We start from the raw sequence: 21,377 nt of genomic DNA, 5'->3' as shown, positions 1-21,377 counted from the left end.
ACGAAACCCGAGCGACCGCCGAATGACAACCACTGCCCAACTACCCTTCCTGCCGTTTTCCAGGCCGACCATAGACGAAGCCACCATCGAGGCCGTCGGCCAGGTGTTGCGCTCCGGCTGGATTACCAGCGGGCCCAAGGTACAGGCGCTGGAAGCGCAGTTATCCGACTATTTCGGCGGCCGCCCGGTCCGCACCTTCAATTCCGGCACCTGCACCATGGAGATTGCGCTGCGCATCGCCGGCATCGGTGCGGGCGACGAGGTGATTACGACGCCGGTGTCGTGGGTCGCGACCGCCAACGTGATCATCGAAGTCGGCGCAACGCCGGTGTTTGCCGATATCGATCCGAGCACGCGCAACATCGACCTGGACAAGCTGGAAGCGGCCATCACACCCCGTACCAAGGCCATCATCCCGGTCTATCTGTCCGGCCTGCCGGTCGATATGGACCGCTTGTATGCGATCGCCAACAAGCACAAGTTGCGCGTGGTCGAGGATGCGGCTCAGGCGATCGGCTCGACCTGGCGCGGTCAGCGCATCGGTGCTTTCGGCGATATGGTGTCGTTCAGCTTCCAGGCCAATAAAAACATCACGACCGGTGAAGGCGGCTGCCTGGTATTGAACAATGCCGACGAGGCGCGGCTGGCGGAAAAATACCGACTGCAAGGCGTGACCCGCAGCGGTTTCGACGGCATCGACGTCGACGTGCTGGGCGGCAAATACAATATGACCGACATCACGGCCGTCATCGGCTTGGGTCAAATGGCCCACATTGACACCATTACCAGCCACCGCAAGGCGTTGGCGCAGCATTATTTCCACTGTTTTGGCGCAGATTTCGAGGCCAACACCGGCGCCCAGCTACCGGTCGCCGATACCGAGAACAGCAACTGGCATTTGTTCCAGATCATCTTGCCGGAGCGCATCAAGCGCGCCGACTTCATGGCGCAGATGTTGCAGCAGCACAATATCGGTATCGGCTTTCACTACGCGCCGATCCATCTGTTCACGCTGTACCGCGAACGCGGTTTCACGGAAGGCATGTTCCCGGTCGCAGAACGGATCGGGCGCCAAACTGTGACCCTGCCGATGTTCTCGGCCATGACAAAAGCCGATGTGGAACGGGCGGTTGGCGCGGTAAAATCTATGCTTGGCGAATAATTCCATGCGGTGCTGCCGGGCACCGCTTGCACACTCGATGAGGGCTTACCTAAAACTTGGATAGTTGTCCAGACGTCATTTCGGCGAAAACTGCCCGGCGTGTTCGCTTGATCAATGAACGACACCGGGTCCCGACATGCGCGGGAATGACACGGCAACTAGGAGTCTGTCGGACTTACGGCTCGGCGCCCCCGGAGAATCGGCTGCTAAAGTCTCTGAGCGGTACAGTGTCGCCGGTTTTTTTGGTCAATAGCTCGCTATTGACGCTGCAAATCCGGCAAAATCTGTCCTCGCTCAGCCAATTTTTCGCTTCGATTCCGTAGGTCCAACAGACTCCTAGATGTCCATTCTACAAAAGTCCCACCCATAAAAAAACGCCCAATGAATCCAGAAATCTCCGTCGTCATCCCCGTCTATAACGAAGAAGCCGGCCTGGCCCATCTGTTCGCCCGCCTGTATCCTGCGCTCGACGCGCTCGGCTATCCGTATGAAATCGTCTACGTTAACGATGGCAGTCGCGACAACTCGGCGGCCATTCTGGCCGAGCAATTCCGTTCGCGGCCAGACGTGACAAGGGTCGTGCTGTTCAACGGCAATTACGGTCAGCACATGGCGATTCTGGCCGGTTTCAACGCGTCACGCGGCGACATCGTAGTGACGCTCGACGCCGACCTGCAAAATCCGCCCGAAGAAATCGGCCGCCTGGTCGCCAAAGTGCGCGAAGGCTACGATTATGTCGGCTCGATCCGCCGCAAACGGCAGGATTCGGCATGGCGCACGATGGCCTCCAAGGCGATGAACCTGTTGCGCGAAAAAATCACCCACATCAAGATCACCGATCAGGGCAATATGCTGCGCGCCTACGGCCGCAACGTGATCGACCTGATCAATCAGTGCACCGAGGTCAATACCTTCGTGCCGGCGCTGGCCTTCACCTTCGCCCGCAAACCAGCGGAAATCGTGGTCGAGCATGAAGAACGCGCGGCCGGCGAATCGAAATATTCGATATACAGCCTGATCCGTCTCAATTTCGATCTGGTCACCGGCTTTTCGCTGGTGCCGCTGCAATTGTTCTCGATGCTGGGCATGGTGCTGTCCATCGGCTCGGCCGGCCTGGTGGTATTACTGCTGATCCGGCGCTTCCTGCTTGGCGCCGAGGCTGAGGGACTGTTCACCCTGTTTGCGATCGCGTTCTTCATGATGGGCGTAATCCTGTTCGGCATCGGCCTGGTCGGTGAATATGTCGGCCGCATCTTCCAGCAAGTGCGTGGACGGCCGCAATATGTCATCAAGACCATCCTGCAACAGCAACAGACCAGCGAGCAGCCGGAACCGCTGCATGCCGAGCCGGCAGTTATTCGGGATCGGCGATGAAAGCAGTCGTCTTCGCCTATCACAATGTCGGCGTGCGCTGCCTGAAGGTGCTGCTGGCGCGTGGCGTGGACGTCGCGCTGGTCGTCACCCACGAAGACAATCCGTCGGAGACCATCTGGTTCGAATCGGTCGCCGCGTTGTGCCGTGAGCATGGCATTCCGACCGTGACCCCGGCCGACCCGCGCTCGCCGGAATTGTTTGAACGCATCAAAACGCTACAACCGGATTTCATTTTCAGCTTCTATTACCGCCACATGCTGGCGCCCGAATTGCTGGCGCTGGCCAAACACGGCGCCTACAACATGCATGGCTCATTGCTGCCCAAATACCGCGGCCGCGTGCCCGTCAACTGGGCCGTGCTGCATGGCGAAACCGAAACCGGCGCCACGCTGCATGAAATGACGGCCAAGCCGGACGCGGGCGCAATTATTGGACAATCTGCGGTGCCGATCCTGCCCGACGACACCGCCTATGAAGTGTTCGGCAAGCTGACCGTGGCGGCCGAGCAAACGTTGTGGAACGCACTGCCTGACCTGTTGGCCGGGCATGCGCCAAAGCTGCCGAACGAGCTCGCAAAAGGCAGCTACTTCGGCGGCCGCACCCCGGAAGACGGTCGCATCGACTGGTCGCAAAACGCACAAAACGTCTACAACCTGTATCGCGCAGTAGCACCGCCCTATCCTGGCGCGTTCACGCAAATCGGCGACCGTACCTTCGTGATCGGCAAGGCCCGACTGGCAGCGACGACACCGCCAGATTTGCCCTTAGGCTTGGCAGTAGTGGATAATTGCGTATTTGGCGTCTGCGGCGATGGCCTCGCGCTGCGCATTACCGAATTATTGGTGGACGGAGCACCCGTTTCGCCTTCCCAATTGCAACAATATTTGTCCTGAGCCCTGAACGCCACGACGCCTGATTGCCGTCGCGGCCGCCATCGGGATCACCAATCAACCAGAGCAAGCGAAAAAACATGAAAAAAGTCCTTATCCTCGGCGTCAACGGTTTCATCGGCCATCATCTGTCCCAACGCATTCTCGAGACCACCGACTGGCACGTCTACGGCATGGACATGATGACCGACCGCATCAACGACCTGCTCGACAACGAAGCCTATAAATCGCGCATGCACTTCTTCGAAGGCGACATCACGATCAACAAGGAATGGGTCGAATACCACGTCAAGAAATGCGATGTGATCCTGCCGCTGGTTGCGATCGCAACGCCATCGACCTATGTCAAGCAACCATTGCGCGTATTCGAACTCGACTTTGAAGCGAATCTGCCGATCGTGCGCTCCGCCGCCAAGTACGGCAAGCACCTGGTGTTCCCATCGACGTCTGAAGTCTACGGCATGTGCCACGACGACGAATTCGATCCGGAACAGTCCGAGCTGGTCTGCGGCCCGATCAATAAGCCGCGCTGGATCTACTCCTGCGCCAAGCAGCTGATGGACCGCGTAATCTGGGGCTACGGCATGGAAGGCCTGAACTTCACGCTGTTCCGCCCGTTCAACTGGATCGGCGCCGGACTCGATTCGATCCATACGCCAAAAGAAGGTTCGTCCCGGGTCGTCACGCAGTTCTTCGGCCACCTCGTGCGCGGTGAAAACATCTCGCTGGTCGATGGCGGCCATCAGAAGCGTGCGTTCACCCATATCGGTGACGGCATCGATGCGCTGATGAAAATCATCGCCAACGAAGATGGCATTGCCAGCGGCAAGATCTACAACATCGGCAATCCGGTCAACAATTATTCGATCCGCGATCTGGCGGCAATGATGCTCAAACTCGCTGCCGAATACCCGGAATACGCAGACACGGCCAAGCGCGTCCAACTGATCGAAACAACTTCCGGCGCGTACTACGGTAACGGCTATCAGGACGTGCAGAATCGCGTGCCGAAAATCACCAATACCTGCGACGAACTGAAGTGGCAGCCGACTACCTCGATGGCCGATGCCTTGCGCACGATTTTCGACGCTTACCGCGGCCAAGTTGCCGAGGCCCGGGCACTGGTCGACTAAGGTTGATGCGAAGCTGCGCCAACCCTGTTCACCTTGCCCCGTGCCCCAAGTGCCCACTGTGCCATCAATCACCCTCAAAATCGACGTCGACACCTATCGCGGCACCCGCGAGGGTGTGCCGAACCTGGTGCGGCTGCTGCAGCAGCACCAGGCCAATGCCAGCTTCCTGTTTTCGCTCGGCCCGGACCATACCGGTTGGGCATTGCGGCGGGCATTTCGACCCGGTTTTTTTCAAAAGGTATCCCGCACCTCGGTGGTCGAGCATTACGGCTTAAAGACCCTGATGTACGGCGTGCTGTTGCCGGCACCTGACATCGGCCGGACCTGCGCCGCCGAAATGCGCGCAGTGCGCGATGCCGGCTTCGAATGCGGTATTCATACCTGGGATCATGTGGTGTGGCAGGACCACGTGCGCCGGCGCGATGCGACGTGGACCCGCACGCAAATGCAAAAATCGTTCGACCGCTTTACCGACATCTTCGGCCAGCCGCCGCAAACGCATGGTGCCGCCGGGTGGCAGATGAACGAACATGCGTTCGCCCAGCTTGACGCGTTCGGCATGGCCTATGCGTCCGACGGCCGCGCCCAGCTGACAGAATCCGGCACGCTAGCCGATCCGGCAGCCGGTCCGCACCGGCTCAGTGCCTTGGGCAAGACCCACTCCTGCATCCAGTTGCCGACCACACTGCCAACGCTGGATGAAATGCTCGGGCGCAGCATGCATGGCGCCGTCGTCGACACGGCCAATATCGCTGCCCATTTGCTGAAACTGACCGAGCAGCCGCGCGATCACGTGTACACCTTGCACGCAGAACTTGAAGGACAGAAACTCGCCCCCATCTTCGATCAATTGCTGAGCGGATGGCGGGCACAAGGCTATCAATGTATGGCAATGGCAGACTATTATGAACAGGTCAAGAACGAGCCATTACCCACTTATCCGGTCAGTTGGGGAGAGTTGCCGGGGCGCTCGGGCGAACTGATTTTGCAAGCTTGATGCGGAACCGGTGGTGCGAACGCGGCTAACCCTCTCCACGGTAACGACAACAACAGCGTACGCATAACCGATCAGGAGACTCCACTTGGCTGACACCCCCTCTGCACTGAACATGATGGTGCCCGATTTTTCCGCCGCGATGACCGGCGACCAGACCTTTACCTTGTCCGATTTCAAGGGCAAAAAGCTAGTGCTGTTTTTCTACCCTAAAGACAACACGCCCGGCTGCACCACCGAGAGCATGGCGTTCCGCGACTTGTACCCACAGTTCCAACAATCCAATACCGAGATTTTCGGTATCAGCCGCGACAGCATTCGCTCGCACGAGGGATTCAAGTCCAAGCTGGGCATGCCTTTCGAGCTCATTTCCGACCCCGACGAAACCCTGTGCGGCATGTTCAATGTCATGAAAATGAAGAACATGTATGGTAAGCAAGTCCGCGGCATCGAGCGCAGCACTTTTGTGATTGACGCGTCGGGCAAAATGGTGAAAGAATGGCGTGGAGTAAAGGTACCCGGGCACGTAGACGATGTGCTGGAATTTGTGAGATCCATCTAGCCCTAATCCATTGAATACAAGAGAATTTTCTCCGCATCATGCCGTTGTTGGAAGACGCTACCGAGCTTCCGACCACGGCTTTTTTTTATTTTCAGCTTATCACCCGTCAATCCCCCTTTTTTCTGTTCGCCCCTCGCGTTTGCTGCAAGCGTTTCTCCTGTTCTTCCCCGAGCATTTGTGCCCCAAATTCTGTATGCTGTCCATACAGACTATTCGTGATAATTTTAGATTGAGGTTCTGATGCCCCTGCCAAAAATTCCAAGCAAACCCGCCGCGCTACTGTCGCCCAAAGAATATCCGAAAGCGGAAAAGGGAAAAATCGTCAAACCCGTCATGACCGTGCCAGAAACCGTGGCGCAAAAACCGGCAGCGAAAAAGCCGGCACCCGCTGACATAGCGCCGGTGGCACGCAAAAAAACCACAGAAATTGCCCTGGTTGAAACGCATCGTCTGGCGAAAAATCCGGCGGTCGAAGCGCGCATGAAATCCAGCACCAGCCGCGCTGCCGACAAGGTAGGCGCAACCAAGCTGTTCGTGCTCGATACCAATGTGCTGATGCATGATCCATCATCGCTGTTCCGCTTCGAAGAGCACGACATCTATCTGCCGATGATGACGCTGGAAGAGCTGGACGACCACAAGAAAGGCATGTCCGAAGTCGCGCGTAACGCGCGCCAGGTGTCGCGTTCGCTCGATGCACTGGTCGGCGATTCGGAAAACCACCGGATCGAGCAAGGCATCCCGCTATCCAAGCTCGGCAACAAGGATGCCAAGGGCTGCCTGTACTTCCAGACCAAACTGCACGACGTCACTCTTCCGGAAGGGCTGCCGGTTGGCAAAGCCGACAACCAGATCCTCGGCGTGGTACGCGCACTGGAAGCGGAACAACCCGGGCGGGCCGTGGTACTGGTGTCGAAAGACATCAACATGCGGATCAAGGCTCGCGCGCTCGGTCTGCCGGCAGAAGACTACTTCAACGACCACGTCCTGGAAGATACCGACCTGCTGTACTCCGGCATCGTGCAACTGCCGGACGATTTCTGGGTCAAGCACGACAAGGGCATGGAATCCTGGCAGGAAAACAAGCACGGCACCGGCTACACTTTTTATCGCGTCACCGGCCCCGTGGTCCCATCATTGCTGGTCAACCAGTTCGTCTATACCGAACCAAAAAACGGCGAAGCGTCGTTCTATGGACAGGTCAAGCAGATCAACGGCAAGACCGCGGTAATGCAGACGCTGCGTGATTTTGCACACAGCAAGAACAACGTCTGGGGCGTCACCGCGCGCAACCGCGAACAAAATTTTGCGCTGAACCTGCTGATGAATCCAGAGTGCGACTTCGTCACTCTGCTGGGTCAGGCCGGCACCGGCAAGACCCTGCTGGCGCTGGCTGCAGGTCTGGCACAAGTGCTCGAGACCAAGCTGTACAACGAAATCATCGTCACTCGCGTGACCGTGCCGGTTGGTGAGGACATCGGTTTCCTGCCCGGTACCGAAGAAGAAAAAATGTCGCCGTGGATGGGCGCGTTCGACGACAACCTCGAGGTGCTGAACAAGTCCGACACCGATGGCGGCGAATGGGGCCGCGCCGCAACGCAGGACCTGATTCGCTCTCGGATCAAGATCAAATCGCTCAATTTCATGCGCGGCCGCACCTTCGTCAACAAGTTCCTGATCATCGACGAGGCGCAGAACCTGACCCCGAAACAGGTCAAGACTCTGGTCACACGCGCCGGCCCCGGCACCAAGATCATCTGTCTGGGCAATATCGCGCAAATCGATACGCCTTACCTGACCGAAGGTTCCAGCGGGCTGACCTATGTGGTCGACCGCTTCAAGGGTTGGGGGCACAGTGGACATGTGACGCTGGCACGCGGTGAACGCTCGCGCCTGGCGGATCATGCGAGCGAAGTCTTGTAGCGAGCAGTTGCAGAGGTCGGGTCATGCTCCGACTGGTCTTGTTGTTAAAAAAACGGCGCATCAAGCGCCGTTTTTCATTCTGCGCTGCGCTCCGGTGCCGATCGACCTACCCTTGTGAAAATCGTGCCGCTTGCAACGCAAGCAAATTTCGACTACATTAATGCCTAAGCAATCATTGTCTAGGCAATTAATAGCATGTCAGAAATTAAATCCAATCCATTCGAGGATTTCCGTATCGAGGACAGCGTCGGCTACCTGCTGGCGCGCTCGCGCACGATGCTGGCCAAAGCCATCGATGCCGCCTTGGCCGAACACAACATCACCCATGCCCAAGGCAGCATTCTCATCAGGCTGGCGACCGGGAAATCCACTACTGCGGCGGATTTCGCGCGCGAACTATACATCGACGCCGCGTCCATGACGCGCATGATCGATCGCCTTGAAAAACGTGGTTTGCTCGCGCGGGAACCCAATCCGGACGACCGCCGCCAGTTCAAGTTGCGTCTGACGAACGAGGGAACGACGCTGGCCGAGAAACTGCCGGCGCTGTATACGGCGACGTTGAACCGCAGTTTCAGCGGATTCAGCGCCGAAGAATTAGGGTTTTTAAAATATTTATTACGGAAATTACTTGCCAACTGTACGCTTTCAGATGAGAAAAATAATTGACCAAGCAATTACTTGAGCATACGAAACCTCGTGCCTGAATACGTCACACCGACTGCAGAGCAAACAACGCACATGACCATGCCCTTCATACCACGCAAGAACCGTACCGCGCGCCCATCCTGGCGACTGCTGGCGATCAGCGCCGCGGCGGCCCTGTTATCCGCCTGCGCCAGTTTCAACGGCATTAGCCCGACCGCATCAACCCAGACGCCGGGTGACTATGCTTCTGCCGCCACCCTGCCCAGCCAAGGAGGCCAGTGGCCGGATGCATCATGGGTAGGCCATATCGGCGGCGCACCGTTGCAGATATTGGTGGATGAGGCGCTGCGCGGCAATCCGGGCTTGCAGATCGCAGCGGCACGCGTGTCGGCGGCGCGTGCCATAGCCGACGCGACCGGTGCGGCAACCAAGCCGATGCTCGATGCCGGCTTTAGCAGCACCTACCAACGCTTTACCGAAAATGGCCTGATCCCGCCGCCATTGGCCGGACAATACAAGTCTGACAATGAGTTGGCCCTTAATTTCTCCTACGAATTCGATTTCTGGGGCAAGCACGCGGCCGAGTTACGGGCAGCGCTGTCGCAAGGCAAGGTCGCCGAAGCCGAGCAATATTCGGCCCGACTGGTACTAGCCGGCGCCGTTACCCGTGCCTGGGTCCAACTGGCGCGCCAGTCGGAACAACTGGGCCTGACCGAACAGCAGTTGCAACTACGTGAAAAACTCGATCGCCTGACCCAACAGCGGGTGCGCGCCGGCCTCGACAATCAGAGCGATAACCAACAGACCCAGGTGCAATTGGCCGGCTTGCGCGCGGAACAGGCGCAATGGCAAGAGGCCATTGCATTGACACGCAATCAACTGGCGGCGCTGCTCGGGCAGGGTCCGGATCGTGGCTTGGCAATTGCACTCCCGATGCTGCCTGCCGCATCCGCCACGCAAATACCGGACGAGTTGCCGCTCGCGCTGCTGGGACGCCGTCCCGACATCGTGGCTGCGCGCTGGCGGGTGGAAGCGGCACAAGGTGACATCGACAGCGCCAAAACCGCGTTTTACCCGAATATCGATCTGAAGGCGTTCGCCGGATTTTCTGCATTCGGCCTGACCAATCTGCTCGACAGCGGCAGCCGCATTGTGGGCATTGGCCCGGCCATTACCGTGCCCATCTTCAACGGCGGCCGTCTGCGCGCCCAGTTGAAAGGCCAGGTCGCCGCCTACGATGGCGCGGTCGCCAGTTATAACCAGAGTCTGACCGAGGCGCTGCACGAGGTCGCCGACCAGGTGCAATCGCTGCGCGCGGTCGAGACCCAGGGCAACCATCAGCGCCAGGCCACTTCGGCCGCGGCTCAGGCTCTGACACTGGCGCAGCAACGGCAACAAGTCGGCACCGCCAACATGCTGCATGTGCTGGCTGCAGAATCGGCATGGCTGACGCAACGCAAGCTGGAACTCGATACCCAGGCCCGCCGTGCTGACCTGGAGGTCGGCCTGATCAAGGCGCTCGGCGGCGGCTTCGATGCGGCCCAGACGGGACTTGCCGCAACCACCGATACCGTCCCAAGTTCATCCACTTCCAACCGTTCAACATTTGCGAAATCAGCATCATGACCACACCGAGCCCTACTCCCGAAGTCGCACCCGTCGTCCCCGGCAAACGCCGTGGCTTGCTGATCGCGGTCACTGCCGTGCTGTTGATCGTCCTGATCGCGTATGCCATCTGGTGGGCAGTTTTCCTGCGCCATTACGAAAGCACGGAGGACGCCTACGTCGCCGGCAACGTGGTGCAGGTCACACCCCAGGTTGCCGGTACCGTGCTGGCGATCAACGCCGACGATACCGAACTGGTCCAGGCCGGCAAACCGCTGGTCGAACTCGACCGCCGCGATGCCAAGGTGGCGCTTGATCAAGCCGACGCGCAACTGGCGCAAGCGGTGCGTGAAGTGCGCACGCTGTTCGTCAACAACGGCGCGCTCAATGCGAATGTCGCGGTGCGCAACAACGATCTGACACGAGCCCGTGCCGATCTGGTGCGGCGGCAGGAATTGATCGGCACCGGTGCCGTATCGAAGGAAGAGCTGGAACACGCGCGCAGCGCGGTGCAGGCTGCGGAGTCGGCGTTACAGGTCACGCAGGATCAGCTGGCGTCGAACCGGGTGCTGACCGACCGCACCACGGTGGAACAGCATCCGAACGTACAGCGCGCCACAGCCAACGTGCGCAATGCCTATTTGACCTATGCCCGTTCGACGCTGCTGGCGCCGATCAATGGCTATGTCGCCAAGCGTTCGGTGCAGGTAGGGCAGCGGGTGGCGGCCGGGACGCCGTTACTGTCGATCGTTGCACTCGATGCGCTGTGGGTCGATGCCAACTTCAAGGAAGTGCAGGTGTCGCGCATGCGGATCGGCCAACCCGTCAGCCTGCACTCGGATCTATACGGTTCGGACGTTGAATACCATGGCAGGGTGATTGGACTGGCGGCCGGTACCGGCTCCGCGTTTGCACTATTGCCGGCGCAAAATGCCAGCGGCAACTGGATCAAGGTGGTGCAGCGGATTCCGGTGCGCATTGCGCTTGATCCGAAAGAGTTGGCAGCACATCCGCTGCGCATCGGCTTGTCGATGCAGGTCAAGACCGACATCGCCAATGCGCAAGGAAATTCGCTGACCAGCAATGCCGCGCCACGCACGGCACCAGCGTATGCAACCGACGTATTCAATGACGCGGGAACCGATGCCGACAAGCGGATCGCCCAGATCATCGCGGTCAACAACGGCGGCAATACGGCGCCCGTGCCGGCGGTGAAGTAAGCAGCCGGTTGTGCGTTGCCAATCAGATGCGTACGACAGTGGCACAGCCGGTTGGACGCATTTGATTCATGCTGGCGTTCGTTGCTTGGTATCGTTGATTACAGATACTCCTTACATCAATGTCGAATTCATCATTTAAAACATTGGTCACCTTAATATACTACCGTTAACACAGTTAAGAAAAGCGGTATCAACAGCAGTACGACGGTTGATGCCTGCGCTCACTAGCCACCAGAATGCGTCCATGACTTCCCCATCCCGCCCCGCTTTGCAACCGCTCCAAGGCGGCCAGCTCGTCATGGGCACGCTCGCCTTGTCGCTGGCTGTATTCATGAACGTGCTCGACACATCGATCGCGAACGTGTCGATTCCGGCGATTGCCGGCGACCTTGGTGTGTCACCGCAGCAAGGTACCTGGGTCATCACTTCGTTCGCGGTCGCCAATGCGGTTTCGGTGCCGTTGACCGGCTGGCTCACCATGCGCTTCGGTCAGGTCAAATTATTCATCACCTCGATCCTGCTGTTCGTGATCTCGTCCTGGCTGTGCGGCATGGCGCCAAATATCGAGATGCTGATCGCGGCACGGGTCCTGCAAGGTGCTGTCGCCGGGCCGATGATCCCGTTGTCGCAGGCGTTGCTGCTATCGAGTTACCCGCCCGCCAAGAGCGGGATGGCGCTCGCCTTCTGGGGCATGACCACGCTGGTGGCGCCGATCATGGGCCCGCTCTTGGGTGGCTGGATTTCAGATAATTATTCTTGGCCATGGATCTTCTATATCAATATCCCGGTCGGTATTTTCGCAGCCTGGGCTACCTGGTCGATCTATCACAAGCGCGAATCGACCATCATCAAGAGACCGATCGACAAGGTCGGACTGGCGCTGCTGCTGCTCTGGGTCGCCAGCCTGCAGCTGATGCTCGACAAGGGCAAGGAACTGGACTGGTTCAACTCGGGCGAAATCGTGGTGCTGGGTGCATGTGCCGTGGTCGGCTTTATCTACTTCATCATTTGGGAGCTGGGCGAAGAGCATCCGGTGGTCGATCTGTCGCTGTTCGCCGGGCGCAATTTCAGCGCCGGCGTGATCGCGATCTCGGTCGCCTATGGCGTATTTTTCGGCAGTCTGGTGATCCTGCCCTTATGGCTGCAGACCCAGATCGGATATACTGCGACCGAAGCCGGCAAGGTGATGGCGCCGGTCGGCATCTTTGCGATCTTGCTGTCGCCGCTGGTCGGCAAACTGTTGCCGAAAATCGACGCGCGCCTGGTCGCGACTAGCGCCTTCATTATCTTCGCGATCGTGTTCTACATGCGCGCGCAATTCACGACTGAAGTCGATTACCTCACGTTGATGATTCCGACCGTGATCCAGGGCGCGGCGATGGCCATGTTCTTTATTCCACTGACCTCTATTATCCTGTCGGGTCAGCCGCCCGACAAGATTCCGGCTGCCGCCGGCCTGTCCAACTTCGTCCGCATCATGTTCGGTGGTATCGGCACTTCACTGACCAGCACCTTGTGGGACCGCCGCACTACCCTGCACCATGCGCAATTGGCCGAGCACAGCGGCCCGACCAACCCGGCCTTCGGTCAGGCGGTGCAGGCGCTGACCGCGCAGGGCATGCCGGAACCGGGCGCGCTGGCGGTGATCGAACGCACACTCAGCGTGCAGGCCAGCACCCTGGCTGCAACCGATATCTTCTGGCTGTCGTCATTCCTGTTCCTGACCCTGATTGGACTGGTCTGGATGACCAAGCCGAGTAAGTCGAGCGTCTCGATGGATGCGTCGTCGGCTGCGCACTAAGTGCATCAATGACGGTCACGGGCTAATCAAACTCCCGCTAGCAATGTACGGCGAATGTTTGATTCTCCGCAAACGGCGCGCTGTCAGACGCGCCAGTAACCGCGAAGCTAATCCTGCTCGCCAAATGATCGTAGGGTGCGCCGCGCGCACCGATAGCTGCAGACGATGGTGCGTGCGGCGCACTTCTCGTCCTGTTCCGCTGGCGTTTCTTTTTGCAGTACAGCCGCCCTCAACTCAGCGCGTCCAGCGTGTACTGGAACTGGTACAAATGCTGGCCGTCGACGATATCGATCGTCATGCTGCCGGCCAATCCCTTCAGCTGCCCAGTGCCGGAATCGGGCACCACAGTCACGGTCAATTTTCCATCGCCGCGCGTCATGGTACCGCCATGCTGCAGCACGAAACTGCCGCTGTGACCTTGCAGCGTGCCGGTGACACGCTCGATCGCGACATACGCGGCGGAGCCTTTGACCTCGGTACCGGCGGCGAGCATCTCGCCGCGACTGGTTGCATCGAGCTCACCATGAAACTGCTTGTCGATAGCGAATCGGCCGAGAATGGCACCGATGACTTCATCCTGCGCCGGTTGTGGCGTCAGTGTTACGTCGAATGAACCGCTGGCGTCTTTGCTCATGCTTGCTCCATGGTGGTGGCGGAATGATCAATGATCGCTGATCATAGATGAACCCCTGTCGTACGGTGCGATCTGTTCAAATGTTTGGGTGGCGGCGAAAAAAAAGGGCGCCCGCAGCGCCCTTTTCCGGTCTTGCATCAGAAGATGCGGGTGCCGACCCACCACGCTACCGCCGCCATGAAGGCCGATGCCGGAATCGTGAATATCCACGCCCACACGATATTGCCGGCCACACCCCAGCGTACGGCGGACATCTTCTGTGCCGCACCCACGCCAACAATCGCGCCGGTAATGGTGTGGGTGGTCGATACCGGGACGCCCAGCGCGGTCGCCATGAACAGTGTAATCGCACCGCCGGTTTCTGCGCAAAACCCGCCGACCGGCTTCAGCTTGGTGATCTTCTGACCCATGGTCTTGACGATGCGCCAGCCGCCAAACAGGGTGCCCAGGCTGATCGCCGTATAGCAACCGATGATGACCCAATATGGCGGCATACTCTCGGCAGCGCTGGAATAACCGGACGCGATTAGCAGCATCCAGATGATACCGATGGTTTTCTGTGCGTCGTTACCGCCGTGACCCAGGCTGTACATTGACGCCGACACCAGTTGCAGGCGACGAAACCAGGCATCGACGCGGCGCGGTGTCGAACGCACGAACACCCACGACACCAGCAGCATCATTATTGAGCCGAAAATGAAGCCGAGCAGCGGTGACAGCACGATGAACACGATCGTCTTGATCAAACCGGCCGCTACCAACGCGCCGGTGCCGGATTTAGCCACCGCAGCACCGACCAGGCCGCCGATCAGCGCATGCGACGATGACGATGGAATTCCGTAATACCACGTCAGCAGATTCCAGAAAATCGCACCGACCAGCGCGCCGAATACGACATATTGATCGACCACCCCCGGATCGATGGTGCCTTTGCCGACCGTCGTCGCGACTGTCAATTGGTGAAACACCAGAATCGCGACGAAGTTGAAAACGGCGGCCATCGCCACTGCCGTCTGCGGTTTCAGCACACCCGTCGATACCACCGTCGCGATCGCGTTGGCCGCATCATGAAAACCGTTCATGAAGTCGAATATCAGGGCCAGTGCGATCAGGGCGATCAGGACGTAGATACTGATTTGGAAAGTATGCATGTTGTTGTGTTCAATCAGTTCGGGATATCGTGAAAACCGGCGAAACCGACCCGCCCGCCGATGGTCGCGGGAGCTCGCCCGCACATCCATCGGCCGCCAGCAGCGGCAGCGGCTGCGTGCATTTAGGCGTTTTCAACAATAATGCCTTCGATGATATTGGCGACATCCTCGCAACGGTCGGTGACCGTCTCCAGAATTTCGTAAATCGCCTTCAGCTTGATCAGCGTACGCACGTCCGGCTCGTCCCGGAACAATTTCGACATCGCGGCACGCATCACGTGATCGGCATCCGATTCGAGGCGGTCGATCTCGTTGCAGTATTCCAGGATCTGCCGCGAATTATCCATATTGTGCAGCAGCGCCACCGCCAGCTTGACCTTCTCGGCACAGGCCAGGCACAGTTCGGCCAGCCGCTTGGCTTCCGGCGTGACGACCTTGATGTCATACAGTGAGATGGTTTGCGCCGCATCTTCCAGCAAGTCGAGAATGTCGTCCATGCGGGTGATCAGCTGATGAATGTCGTCGCGATCGATCGGCGTGATGAAAGTCTTGTGCAGCATCTCGATCGTTGCATGGGTAACCTTGTCGGCTTCCTTTTCGAGGCCCTCGATCGCGTGAACCCGGATTTCCAGATCGTCGAAATTGGTCATCAGCGACACCATTTCCTTGGCGCCCTTGACGCACAGGTCAGCGTGCTGGTTGAACAATTCAAAAAATTTGCCTTCGGTCGGCATCAGTCGTCCAAACATAATCGCCCTCTTCCTTACTCGTTATATCGTTTATTTAAATTGGATGCCGTGCATAGTCGAGCGCAAGCTGTCCGAGATCTGCCGCACTATCAGAAACGCTTTGCATGGCGCCTCACGACGTTTGATATTGCGGAATTCCGCTCAATCGCCGCCGTACAGCGTCAGCGCACCGGTGTAATTGTCAAACTTGGTGTATTGCCCCTGGAATGTCAGGCGTACCGACCCAATCGGACCGTTACGCTGCTTGCCGATGATGATTTCGGCCGTGCCTTTATCCGGTGAGTCGGGGTTATAGACTTCATCACGATAGATGAACAGGATCACGTCGGCGTCTTGCTCGATCGCGCCTGATTCGCGCAAATCGGACATCACCGGACGCTTGTTGGGACGCTGTTCGAGCGAACGGTTCAACTGCGACAGCGCAATCACGGGGCAATTAAGTTCCTTTGCCAGGCCTTTCAGACCGCGCGAGATTTCGGAAATTTCGGTGGCGCGGTTTTCACCCGCGTTGTTGGCCGACATCAGTTGCAAATAATCGATGATAATCAGGCCCAGCTTGCCACACTGGCGCGACAGGCGGCGTGAACGCGCGCGCAGTTCGATCGAGTTCAGCGCCGGTGTTTCATCGATATACAGCTGAGCGTCGTTCATTTTCTGAATTGCATGCGTCAGCCGTGGCCAGTCCTCTTCGTTCAATCGTCCGGTACGCAAGCGGTGCTGGTCGAGTCGGCCGACCGAACCGAGCATCCGCATCGCCAGCTGGGTACCGCCCATTTCCATCGAGAATACCGCGACCGGCAGGCCACTTTCGATCGCGACGTTCTCGCCGATATTGATTGAAAACGCGGTTTTACCCATCGACGGACGCCCGGCGACGATGATCAGATCGCCTGGTTGCAGACCTGATGTCATGCGGTCCAGGTCGGCAAACCCGGTGGGCACGCCGGTGATGTCGCTCTGGCTGTCGCGGTTGTATAGCTCGTCAATTCGCTCCACCACTTGGGTCAGCAGCGGTTGAATTTCCTGGAAGCCCTGTGCACCGCGCGCGCCTTCTTCCGCGATCGCAAAGATCTTGGACTCGGCCTCATCCAGCATCTGCTTGACTTCCTTGCCTTGCGGATTGAGCGCCTGACCGGAAATTTCATCCGCGACCGAGATCAGCTTGCGCAGTACGCCGCGATCGCGCACGATTTCCGCATAGCGACGGATATTGGCGGCCGATGGGGTATTTTGCGCCAACGCATTCAGGTACGACAGGCCGCCGACCTCGTCGGCCTTGCCGATGCTCGACAGTGCTTCAAATACGGTAATCACATCGGCTGGACGCGACGCGTTGATCAGCTTGACGATCTGCTGGAAGATGATGCGGTGATCATAGCGATAGAAATCCTCGTTGCGGAGGAAATCCGCAATGCGATCCCACGCAGCGTTGTCGAGCAGTAATCCGCCCAGTACGGATTGCTCAGCCTCGATCGAGTGTGGTGGTACGCGAAGGGACTCTAATTGGGGATCGACGGCGACTTTCATGGCGCGAATTATACCTGCTAGAACTGACAATTCCCGGTAAATCGGCAATAAAAAAGCCGGGCAAACCCGGCTTTTTTATGGTGCAAAGTAACTTGTTACAAATGATCGCTTAAGCGTGATCGCCGATAACAGCCACCGTGATGTCTACGACCACATCGGTATGCAATGCGACGGCCACGGCGTGGTCGCCAGCAATCTTGAGTGCGCCTTGCGGCATGCGGATCTGCGATTTCTCGACCGCGAAACCTTGTTTGCTCAGCGCTTCAGCGATGTCAAAATTAGTGACGGAACCGAACAGACGGCCATCGACGCCCGATTTTTGCGAGATCTGGACGGTCAGACCGGCCAGTTTCTCGCCCTGCGCCTGGCTAGCAGCCAATTTTTCGGCAGCTGCTTTTTCCAGTTCAACGCGCTTTGCTTCGAATTCGGCAACTGCGCTGGTCGTGGCACGACGGGCCAGACGCTGAGGAATCAGGAAGTTACGGGCATAACCGTCCTTGACGCGTACGACTTCGCCGAGGTTGCCGAGATTAACGACTTTTTCTAATAGAATAATTTGCATATTTTTCTCCGGGATCTTGGAAATTGGCTTAACGAATGTGCGTTAGCGGCCAATTACGCTGTGTGCAGATCGGTGTATGGCAACAACGCGAGATAACGTGCGCGCTTGATCGCAGTGTCAACCTGACGCTGATAGATCGCCTTGGTGCCGGTCAGGCGTGCTGGCATGATTTTGCCGTTTTCCTGGACAAAATCCTTGAGCGTGTCGACGTCCTTGTAGTCGACCCGTTCAACGTGCGCTGCGGTGAAGCGGCAGAATTTTTTGCGTTTGAACAGCGGATTCTGCTGCTTGCGTTTTTCTTTGAGTTTGCTCTTATCGAACTTTTTACCGAATGCCATTTGTGGCTCCTGTATATATTAAGTGCGCTGCGACTATTGTCAGTCTTAGCGCTAAAAATCAATGATGTGAAACACCAGACTCTTGCTGTTGCGGCTCTTGCGTGCCAGGAATCCTGTGAAGCATAGTGCACTGCCCAACTCCAATCGATTGAACCGGCCTGAAATTTCGCCTGCGGCAAGCGCAGCAATTTCAAATTCGACCAGGCGCTCGATGCCTGCCTCCGTCTGTTGCGAACTGTGCAGCAAACGCGCTGACACAATCGGAATGCCTGCCGGCGTGTAGCGCAACATCTCGCGCTCGGCAATGCTGGCAACCAGTTGAAGCTGACTCTGGAATTGACTCACTAAACTAGCTCACGCTCCCTGAATGACGCGAATATTCCGCAACTAGCGCAATCAGGCCGCTGCAGCAGCAGGCGCAGCTGCAGGTGCAGGTGTCTCGGTACGGTGCTTGGCTGCATCTTCGCGCTGAACCGACTTCATCATCGGCGACGGAGCAGTTTCTGCCTTCTTCATCTTGACGGTCAGGTGACGCAGCACCGCATCATTGAATTTGAATGCAGTTTCGATTTCAGTCAAGGTCTCGCTGTCGCATTCGATGTTCATGCAGACATAGTGCGCTTTGGCGAGCTTTTGAATCATGTAAGCCATCTGACGACGGCCCCAGTCTTCAACGCGGTGGATCTTGCCGCCACGGGCCGTGACGTTGGTCTTGTAGCGCTCGATCATTGCAGGCACTTGCTCGCTTTGATCCGGGTGCACGATAAATACGATTTCATAATGACGCATGTAATCTCCTTTTGGACGGATTGAAAAATCGCCCACCTCGGCGTCAAGACGAGTGTGGGAAGAGGAAAGCCGAAAATAGTAACTCAAAACCGCAGAAAACTCAACGCTTTCAAGTCCTTATCCTCGGCCGACAGGCGCACTATCGCCAAAAAATCGGACCAGGCAATCAAATTACCCTTGCATTCGAATTAATACTGTACAAAAATACAGCCTGTCAATATCCACAGCATACGCTGCCCGCGCAGCGCCAATCACCATGCTCAAGCTCACCGCCCGCCAGGAACAAATCCTCAACCTGATCCGGGATGCCATCAACAACACTGGCTTCCCCCCTACCCGCGCCGAGATCGCGACCGAACTCGGCTTTCGCTCAGTCAATGCGGCGGAGGAGCATCTGCAGGCGCTGGCGCGCAAGGGCGCGATCGAGATCGCGCCGGGCACCTCGCGCGGCATCCGGTTGCGCGACATGGATGGCGGGCAATCGGGCGCAGGCGCGCCGCGTTTCGGTACGCAAATGGCGTTGCCGCATCCGGCGCTGATGCAACTGTGCCTGCCACTGGTCGGACGGGTCGCCGCCGGCTCCCCTATCCTGGCGCAAGAGCATATCGAGGCAAGCTATAACGTGGATCCTGCCCTGTTCTCAGCGAAACCCGATTACCTGCTGAAAGTACGCGGGCTGTCGATGCGCGACGTCGGCATACTCGATGGCGACTTGCTGGCAGTCAAAAAGGTCGACACTGCCCGAAACGGCCAGATCATCGTGGCCCGCCTGGGTGACGATGTCACGGTCAAGCGTTATAAAAAAACCGGCGGCGTGATCGAACTGCACCCGGAAAATCCCGATTTTCAGATCATCCGGGTGGAAGCCGGGCGCGATGATTTTGCACTCGAGGGTCTGGCGGTCGGGCTATTGCGCAGCTGGGCTTGATCCGACCTCTACGATAGTCATTGCGGCCAAACTTGACGGCTGCCGAACGCGATCATGCGTTCGACCCTTGGTTTGAGCAGGCGGCTGCCCACGATCATGGACAATGCACCCAGCCGGACATGATGACGCGGGCGCTGCGCGACAGGATCGCCTTTTCCATGCGCCATCCGGCCTTGCCGTGCCGCACGCTGGCACCGATCATCAGGCGTCCTGACACGTGGCCGATCCTCAGTTGCGCTGGCGCTGCTGGCGTGTCACCGCTCGCCTGAGCATGCAGCGCACCCCGCGCACCCGACGCTGCGGCAAGGACGCGCGCGGCGATCGATCCCGGCAAGGCCGCCGCCACCGCCAACGCAATTGACCCGGTGCCGGTAAACGCGTGGTGCAGCTTGCCCATGGACAAAATCCGCGCCAGCACATCGATTCGTTCTGCCGCCACCGTTTCGCCGGCGCTGCTCAAATACGTGGCAGGCGGTGCCAGCCACGCCAGTTTTGGTGTCGCCGGGCGCTCGCGCGTGGCGCTTGCCACATCCGGCGCCAGACCATGATGACCGCCGCGTACGAACGGATCGCCTCACAGCGTGCCAGTAATTCCGGATCGGCATTGACTTGCACGGGCATTTCCACTCCGCTCAGGCCGATGGCGGCTGCTTCGATAAACACCGTCGGGTTGCCGGCCGTCAGCAATGTCGCCTCGATGCGCCCGATGCCGGGTACATCCAACTGATCCACAACATTTCCGGTAGGCAGCAAGGCGGTGCTGGGATGCTCGTCTTCGATAAACTCCAGCACGATTTCAGCGCCGGCGAAAGTAACACCATCTTCCTGAAACTGACCCGACTCGAGCGGAGAGCCATCCCTGACAGGAACATGCGCGACGATCTGCTGCCCGATGTTGGATTGCCAGATCCGTACGCGCTGGATCCCGTTCCGGACCGTGTTGGTGGGTCGAGCAAACCCAAATGGATGGCAGCCGGCCCGACCGCGGCCGACAGATTGCCGCAGTTGCCTGACCAGTCGATCAGCGGCGCGTCGATCGCGACCGCGCCGAACAGGTAGTCGACGTCATAGCCGGGCCGTTGCGAGCGCGCGAGGACCACCACCTTGCTGGTGCCGGAGGTGGCACCACCCATGCCGTCGGATTGCTTACTGTGAGGATCCGGGCTGCCCATGATGCGCAACAATCATGCGTCGCGCTCGGATGGTGTTGCCGGCAGGTCGGCGGCATCGAAAAAAACGCCTTTCGAGGTGCCGCCGCGCATATACAGTGCTGGCACTCGCATCGCATCATTCCTTAAAATATAGGGGAGTATTGCCAAAAATAGGCCGCGGATTCAGATACGAAGTGCAACTTTGATTATTCGGTTGAAGGGCCAGATGCGGTAGC

General features: G+C 58.3%; 20 protein-coding genes and 1 pseudogene. 12 read left to right on the top strand and 9 right to left on the bottom strand.

The annotated features are described in order from the left end of the window. Nucleotides 1–22 precede the first annotated feature (22 nt). From ACFOFO_RS24615 to ACFOFO_RS24565, 11 genes are all read left to right on the top strand, one after another. The gene (locus tag ACFOFO_RS24615) at nucleotides 23–1,162 is read left to right on the top strand and encodes a DegT/DnrJ/EryC1/StrS family aminotransferase (protein WP_390333293.1); all 1,140 of its coding nucleotides are present in this window, start codon (nucleotides 23–25) and stop codon (nucleotides 1,160–1,162) included. A 381-nt stretch (nucleotides 1,163–1,543) separates the two neighbouring features. Continuing rightward, on the top strand, nucleotides 1,544–2,536 hold the full coding sequence (locus ACFOFO_RS24610) for a glycosyltransferase (protein WP_390324311.1): 993 nt from the start codon (nucleotides 1,544–1,546) through the stop codon (nucleotides 2,534–2,536). Beyond that, nucleotides 2,533–3,429: a formyltransferase gene (locus ACFOFO_RS24605; RefSeq protein WP_390324309.1), complete on the top strand. Its 897-nt coding sequence runs from the start codon at nucleotides 2,533–2,535 to the stop codon at nucleotides 3,427–3,429. The genes ACFOFO_RS24610 and ACFOFO_RS24605 overlap by 4 nt, the downstream gene beginning before the upstream one ends. 77 nt (nucleotides 3,430–3,506) lie before the next feature. Continuing rightward, on the top strand, nucleotides 3,507–4,559 hold the full coding sequence (locus ACFOFO_RS24600) for a bifunctional UDP-4-keto-pentose/UDP-xylose synthase (RefSeq protein ID WP_390324307.1): 1,053 nt from the start codon (nucleotides 3,507–3,509) through the stop codon (nucleotides 4,557–4,559). Nucleotides 4,560–4,617: 58 nt separating this feature from the next. Beyond that, nucleotides 4,618–5,556 carry a polysaccharide deacetylase family protein gene (locus ACFOFO_RS24595; protein WP_390324305.1) on the top strand — a complete coding sequence of 313 codons (939 nt, stop codon included), beginning with the start codon at nucleotides 4,618–4,620 and terminating at the stop codon, nucleotides 5,554–5,556. 85 nt (nucleotides 5,557–5,641) lie between these two features. Further along, nucleotides 5,642–6,115 (top strand): peroxiredoxin, encoded by a 474-nt coding sequence (locus ACFOFO_RS24590; RefSeq protein ID WP_390333291.1) that lies wholly within the window; start codon nucleotides 5,642–5,644, stop codon nucleotides 6,113–6,115. A gap of 240 nt (nucleotides 6,116–6,355) precedes the next feature. Further along, nucleotides 6,356–8,038 (top strand): PhoH family protein, encoded by a 1,683-nt coding sequence (locus tag ACFOFO_RS24585; protein ID WP_390333289.1) that lies wholly within the window; start codon nucleotides 6,356–6,358, stop codon nucleotides 8,036–8,038. A 195-nt stretch (nucleotides 8,039–8,233) separates the two neighbouring features. Beyond that, the gene (locus tag ACFOFO_RS24580; protein ID WP_390333287.1) at nucleotides 8,234–8,707 is read left to right on the top strand and encodes a MarR family winged helix-turn-helix transcriptional regulator; all 474 of its coding nucleotides are present in this window, start codon (nucleotides 8,234–8,236) and stop codon (nucleotides 8,705–8,707) included. A 72-nt stretch (nucleotides 8,708–8,779) separates the two neighbouring features. Then, nucleotides 8,780–10,312, top strand: a complete 1,533-nt coding sequence (locus tag ACFOFO_RS24575) for an efflux transporter outer membrane subunit (protein ID WP_390333285.1) — start codon at nucleotides 8,780–8,782, stop codon at nucleotides 10,310–10,312. Continuing rightward, complete coding sequence (locus ACFOFO_RS24570) at nucleotides 10,309–11,511, top strand: HlyD family secretion protein (protein ID WP_390324301.1); 1,203 nt, start codon at nucleotides 10,309–10,311, stop codon at nucleotides 11,509–11,511. Before ACFOFO_RS24575 ends, ACFOFO_RS24570 begins: the two co-directional genes overlap by 4 nt. A 244-nt stretch (nucleotides 11,512–11,755) precedes the next feature. Continuing rightward, a complete protein-coding gene (locus tag ACFOFO_RS24565; RefSeq protein ID WP_390333282.1) occupies nucleotides 11,756–13,312 on the top strand; it encodes a DHA2 family efflux MFS transporter permease subunit in 1,557 nt (518 codons plus the stop codon). 229 nt (nucleotides 13,313–13,541) lie between these two features. Here the strand turns inward: ACFOFO_RS24565 and ACFOFO_RS24560 are convergent, their stop codons facing one another. The 8 genes from ACFOFO_RS24560 to rpsF form a co-directional block, all read right to left on the bottom strand. Further along, the gene (locus tag ACFOFO_RS24560; protein WP_390324300.1) at nucleotides 13,542–13,946 is read right to left on the bottom strand and encodes a DUF3224 domain-containing protein; all 405 of its coding nucleotides are present in this window, start codon (nucleotides 13,944–13,946) and stop codon (nucleotides 13,542–13,544) included. A 137-nt stretch (nucleotides 13,947–14,083) separates the two neighbouring features. Continuing rightward, the gene (locus ACFOFO_RS24555) at nucleotides 14,084–15,097 is read right to left on the bottom strand and encodes an inorganic phosphate transporter (protein WP_390324298.1); all 1,014 of its coding nucleotides are present in this window, start codon (nucleotides 15,095–15,097) and stop codon (nucleotides 14,084–14,086) included. 122 nt (nucleotides 15,098–15,219) lie between these two features. Next, nucleotides 15,220–15,846, bottom strand: a complete 627-nt coding sequence (locus tag ACFOFO_RS24550) for a DUF47 domain-containing protein (protein WP_390324296.1) — start codon at nucleotides 15,844–15,846, stop codon at nucleotides 15,220–15,222. 141 nt (nucleotides 15,847–15,987) lie between these two features. Then, nucleotides 15,988–17,373, bottom strand: a complete 1,386-nt coding sequence (locus tag ACFOFO_RS24545) for a replicative DNA helicase (protein WP_390324294.1) — start codon at nucleotides 17,371–17,373, stop codon at nucleotides 15,988–15,990. Between the two features lie 109 nt (nucleotides 17,374–17,482). Further along, a complete protein-coding gene (rplI, locus tag ACFOFO_RS24540; RefSeq protein ID WP_390324292.1) occupies nucleotides 17,483–17,935 on the bottom strand; it encodes a 50S ribosomal protein L9 in 453 nt (150 codons plus the stop codon). 53 nt (nucleotides 17,936–17,988) lie between these two features. Further along, nucleotides 17,989–18,273, bottom strand: coding sequence for a 30S ribosomal protein S18 (rpsR, locus tag ACFOFO_RS24535; protein WP_390324290.1), 285 nt, complete (start codon nucleotides 18,271–18,273; stop codon nucleotides 17,989–17,991). 51 nt (nucleotides 18,274–18,324) lie between these two features. Beyond that, nucleotides 18,325–18,564: a primosomal replication protein N gene (priB, locus tag ACFOFO_RS24530; RefSeq protein ID WP_390333354.1), complete on the bottom strand. Its 240-nt coding sequence runs from the start codon at nucleotides 18,562–18,564 to the stop codon at nucleotides 18,325–18,327. Between the two features lie 105 nt (nucleotides 18,565–18,669). Next, nucleotides 18,670–19,062, bottom strand: coding sequence for a 30S ribosomal protein S6 (gene rpsF, locus ACFOFO_RS24525; protein ID WP_390324287.1), 393 nt, complete (start codon nucleotides 19,060–19,062; stop codon nucleotides 18,670–18,672). Nucleotides 19,063–19,318: 256 nt separating this feature from the next. Between rpsF and lexA the strand changes: the two genes are divergently transcribed. Next, nucleotides 19,319–19,990 (top strand): transcriptional repressor LexA, encoded by a 672-nt coding sequence (gene lexA / locus ACFOFO_RS24520; protein WP_390333280.1) that lies wholly within the window; start codon nucleotides 19,319–19,321, stop codon nucleotides 19,988–19,990. 94 nt (nucleotides 19,991–20,084) lie between these two features. Here lexA and prpF read toward each other — a convergent pair. Further along, a pseudogene (prpF, locus tag ACFOFO_RS24515) lies at nucleotides 20,085–21,273 on the bottom strand (2-methylaconitate cis-trans isomerase PrpF). Nucleotides 21,274–21,377 lie beyond the last annotated feature (104 nt).

Origin of the sequence: Pseudundibacterium arcticum (genome assembly GCF_042646465.1) — a bacterium.
GTDB lineage: Bacteria > Pseudomonadota > Gammaproteobacteria > Burkholderiales > Burkholderiaceae_D > Undibacterium_A > Undibacterium_A arcticum.
This window is presented reverse-complemented; position numbering and strand designations above follow the sequence as displayed.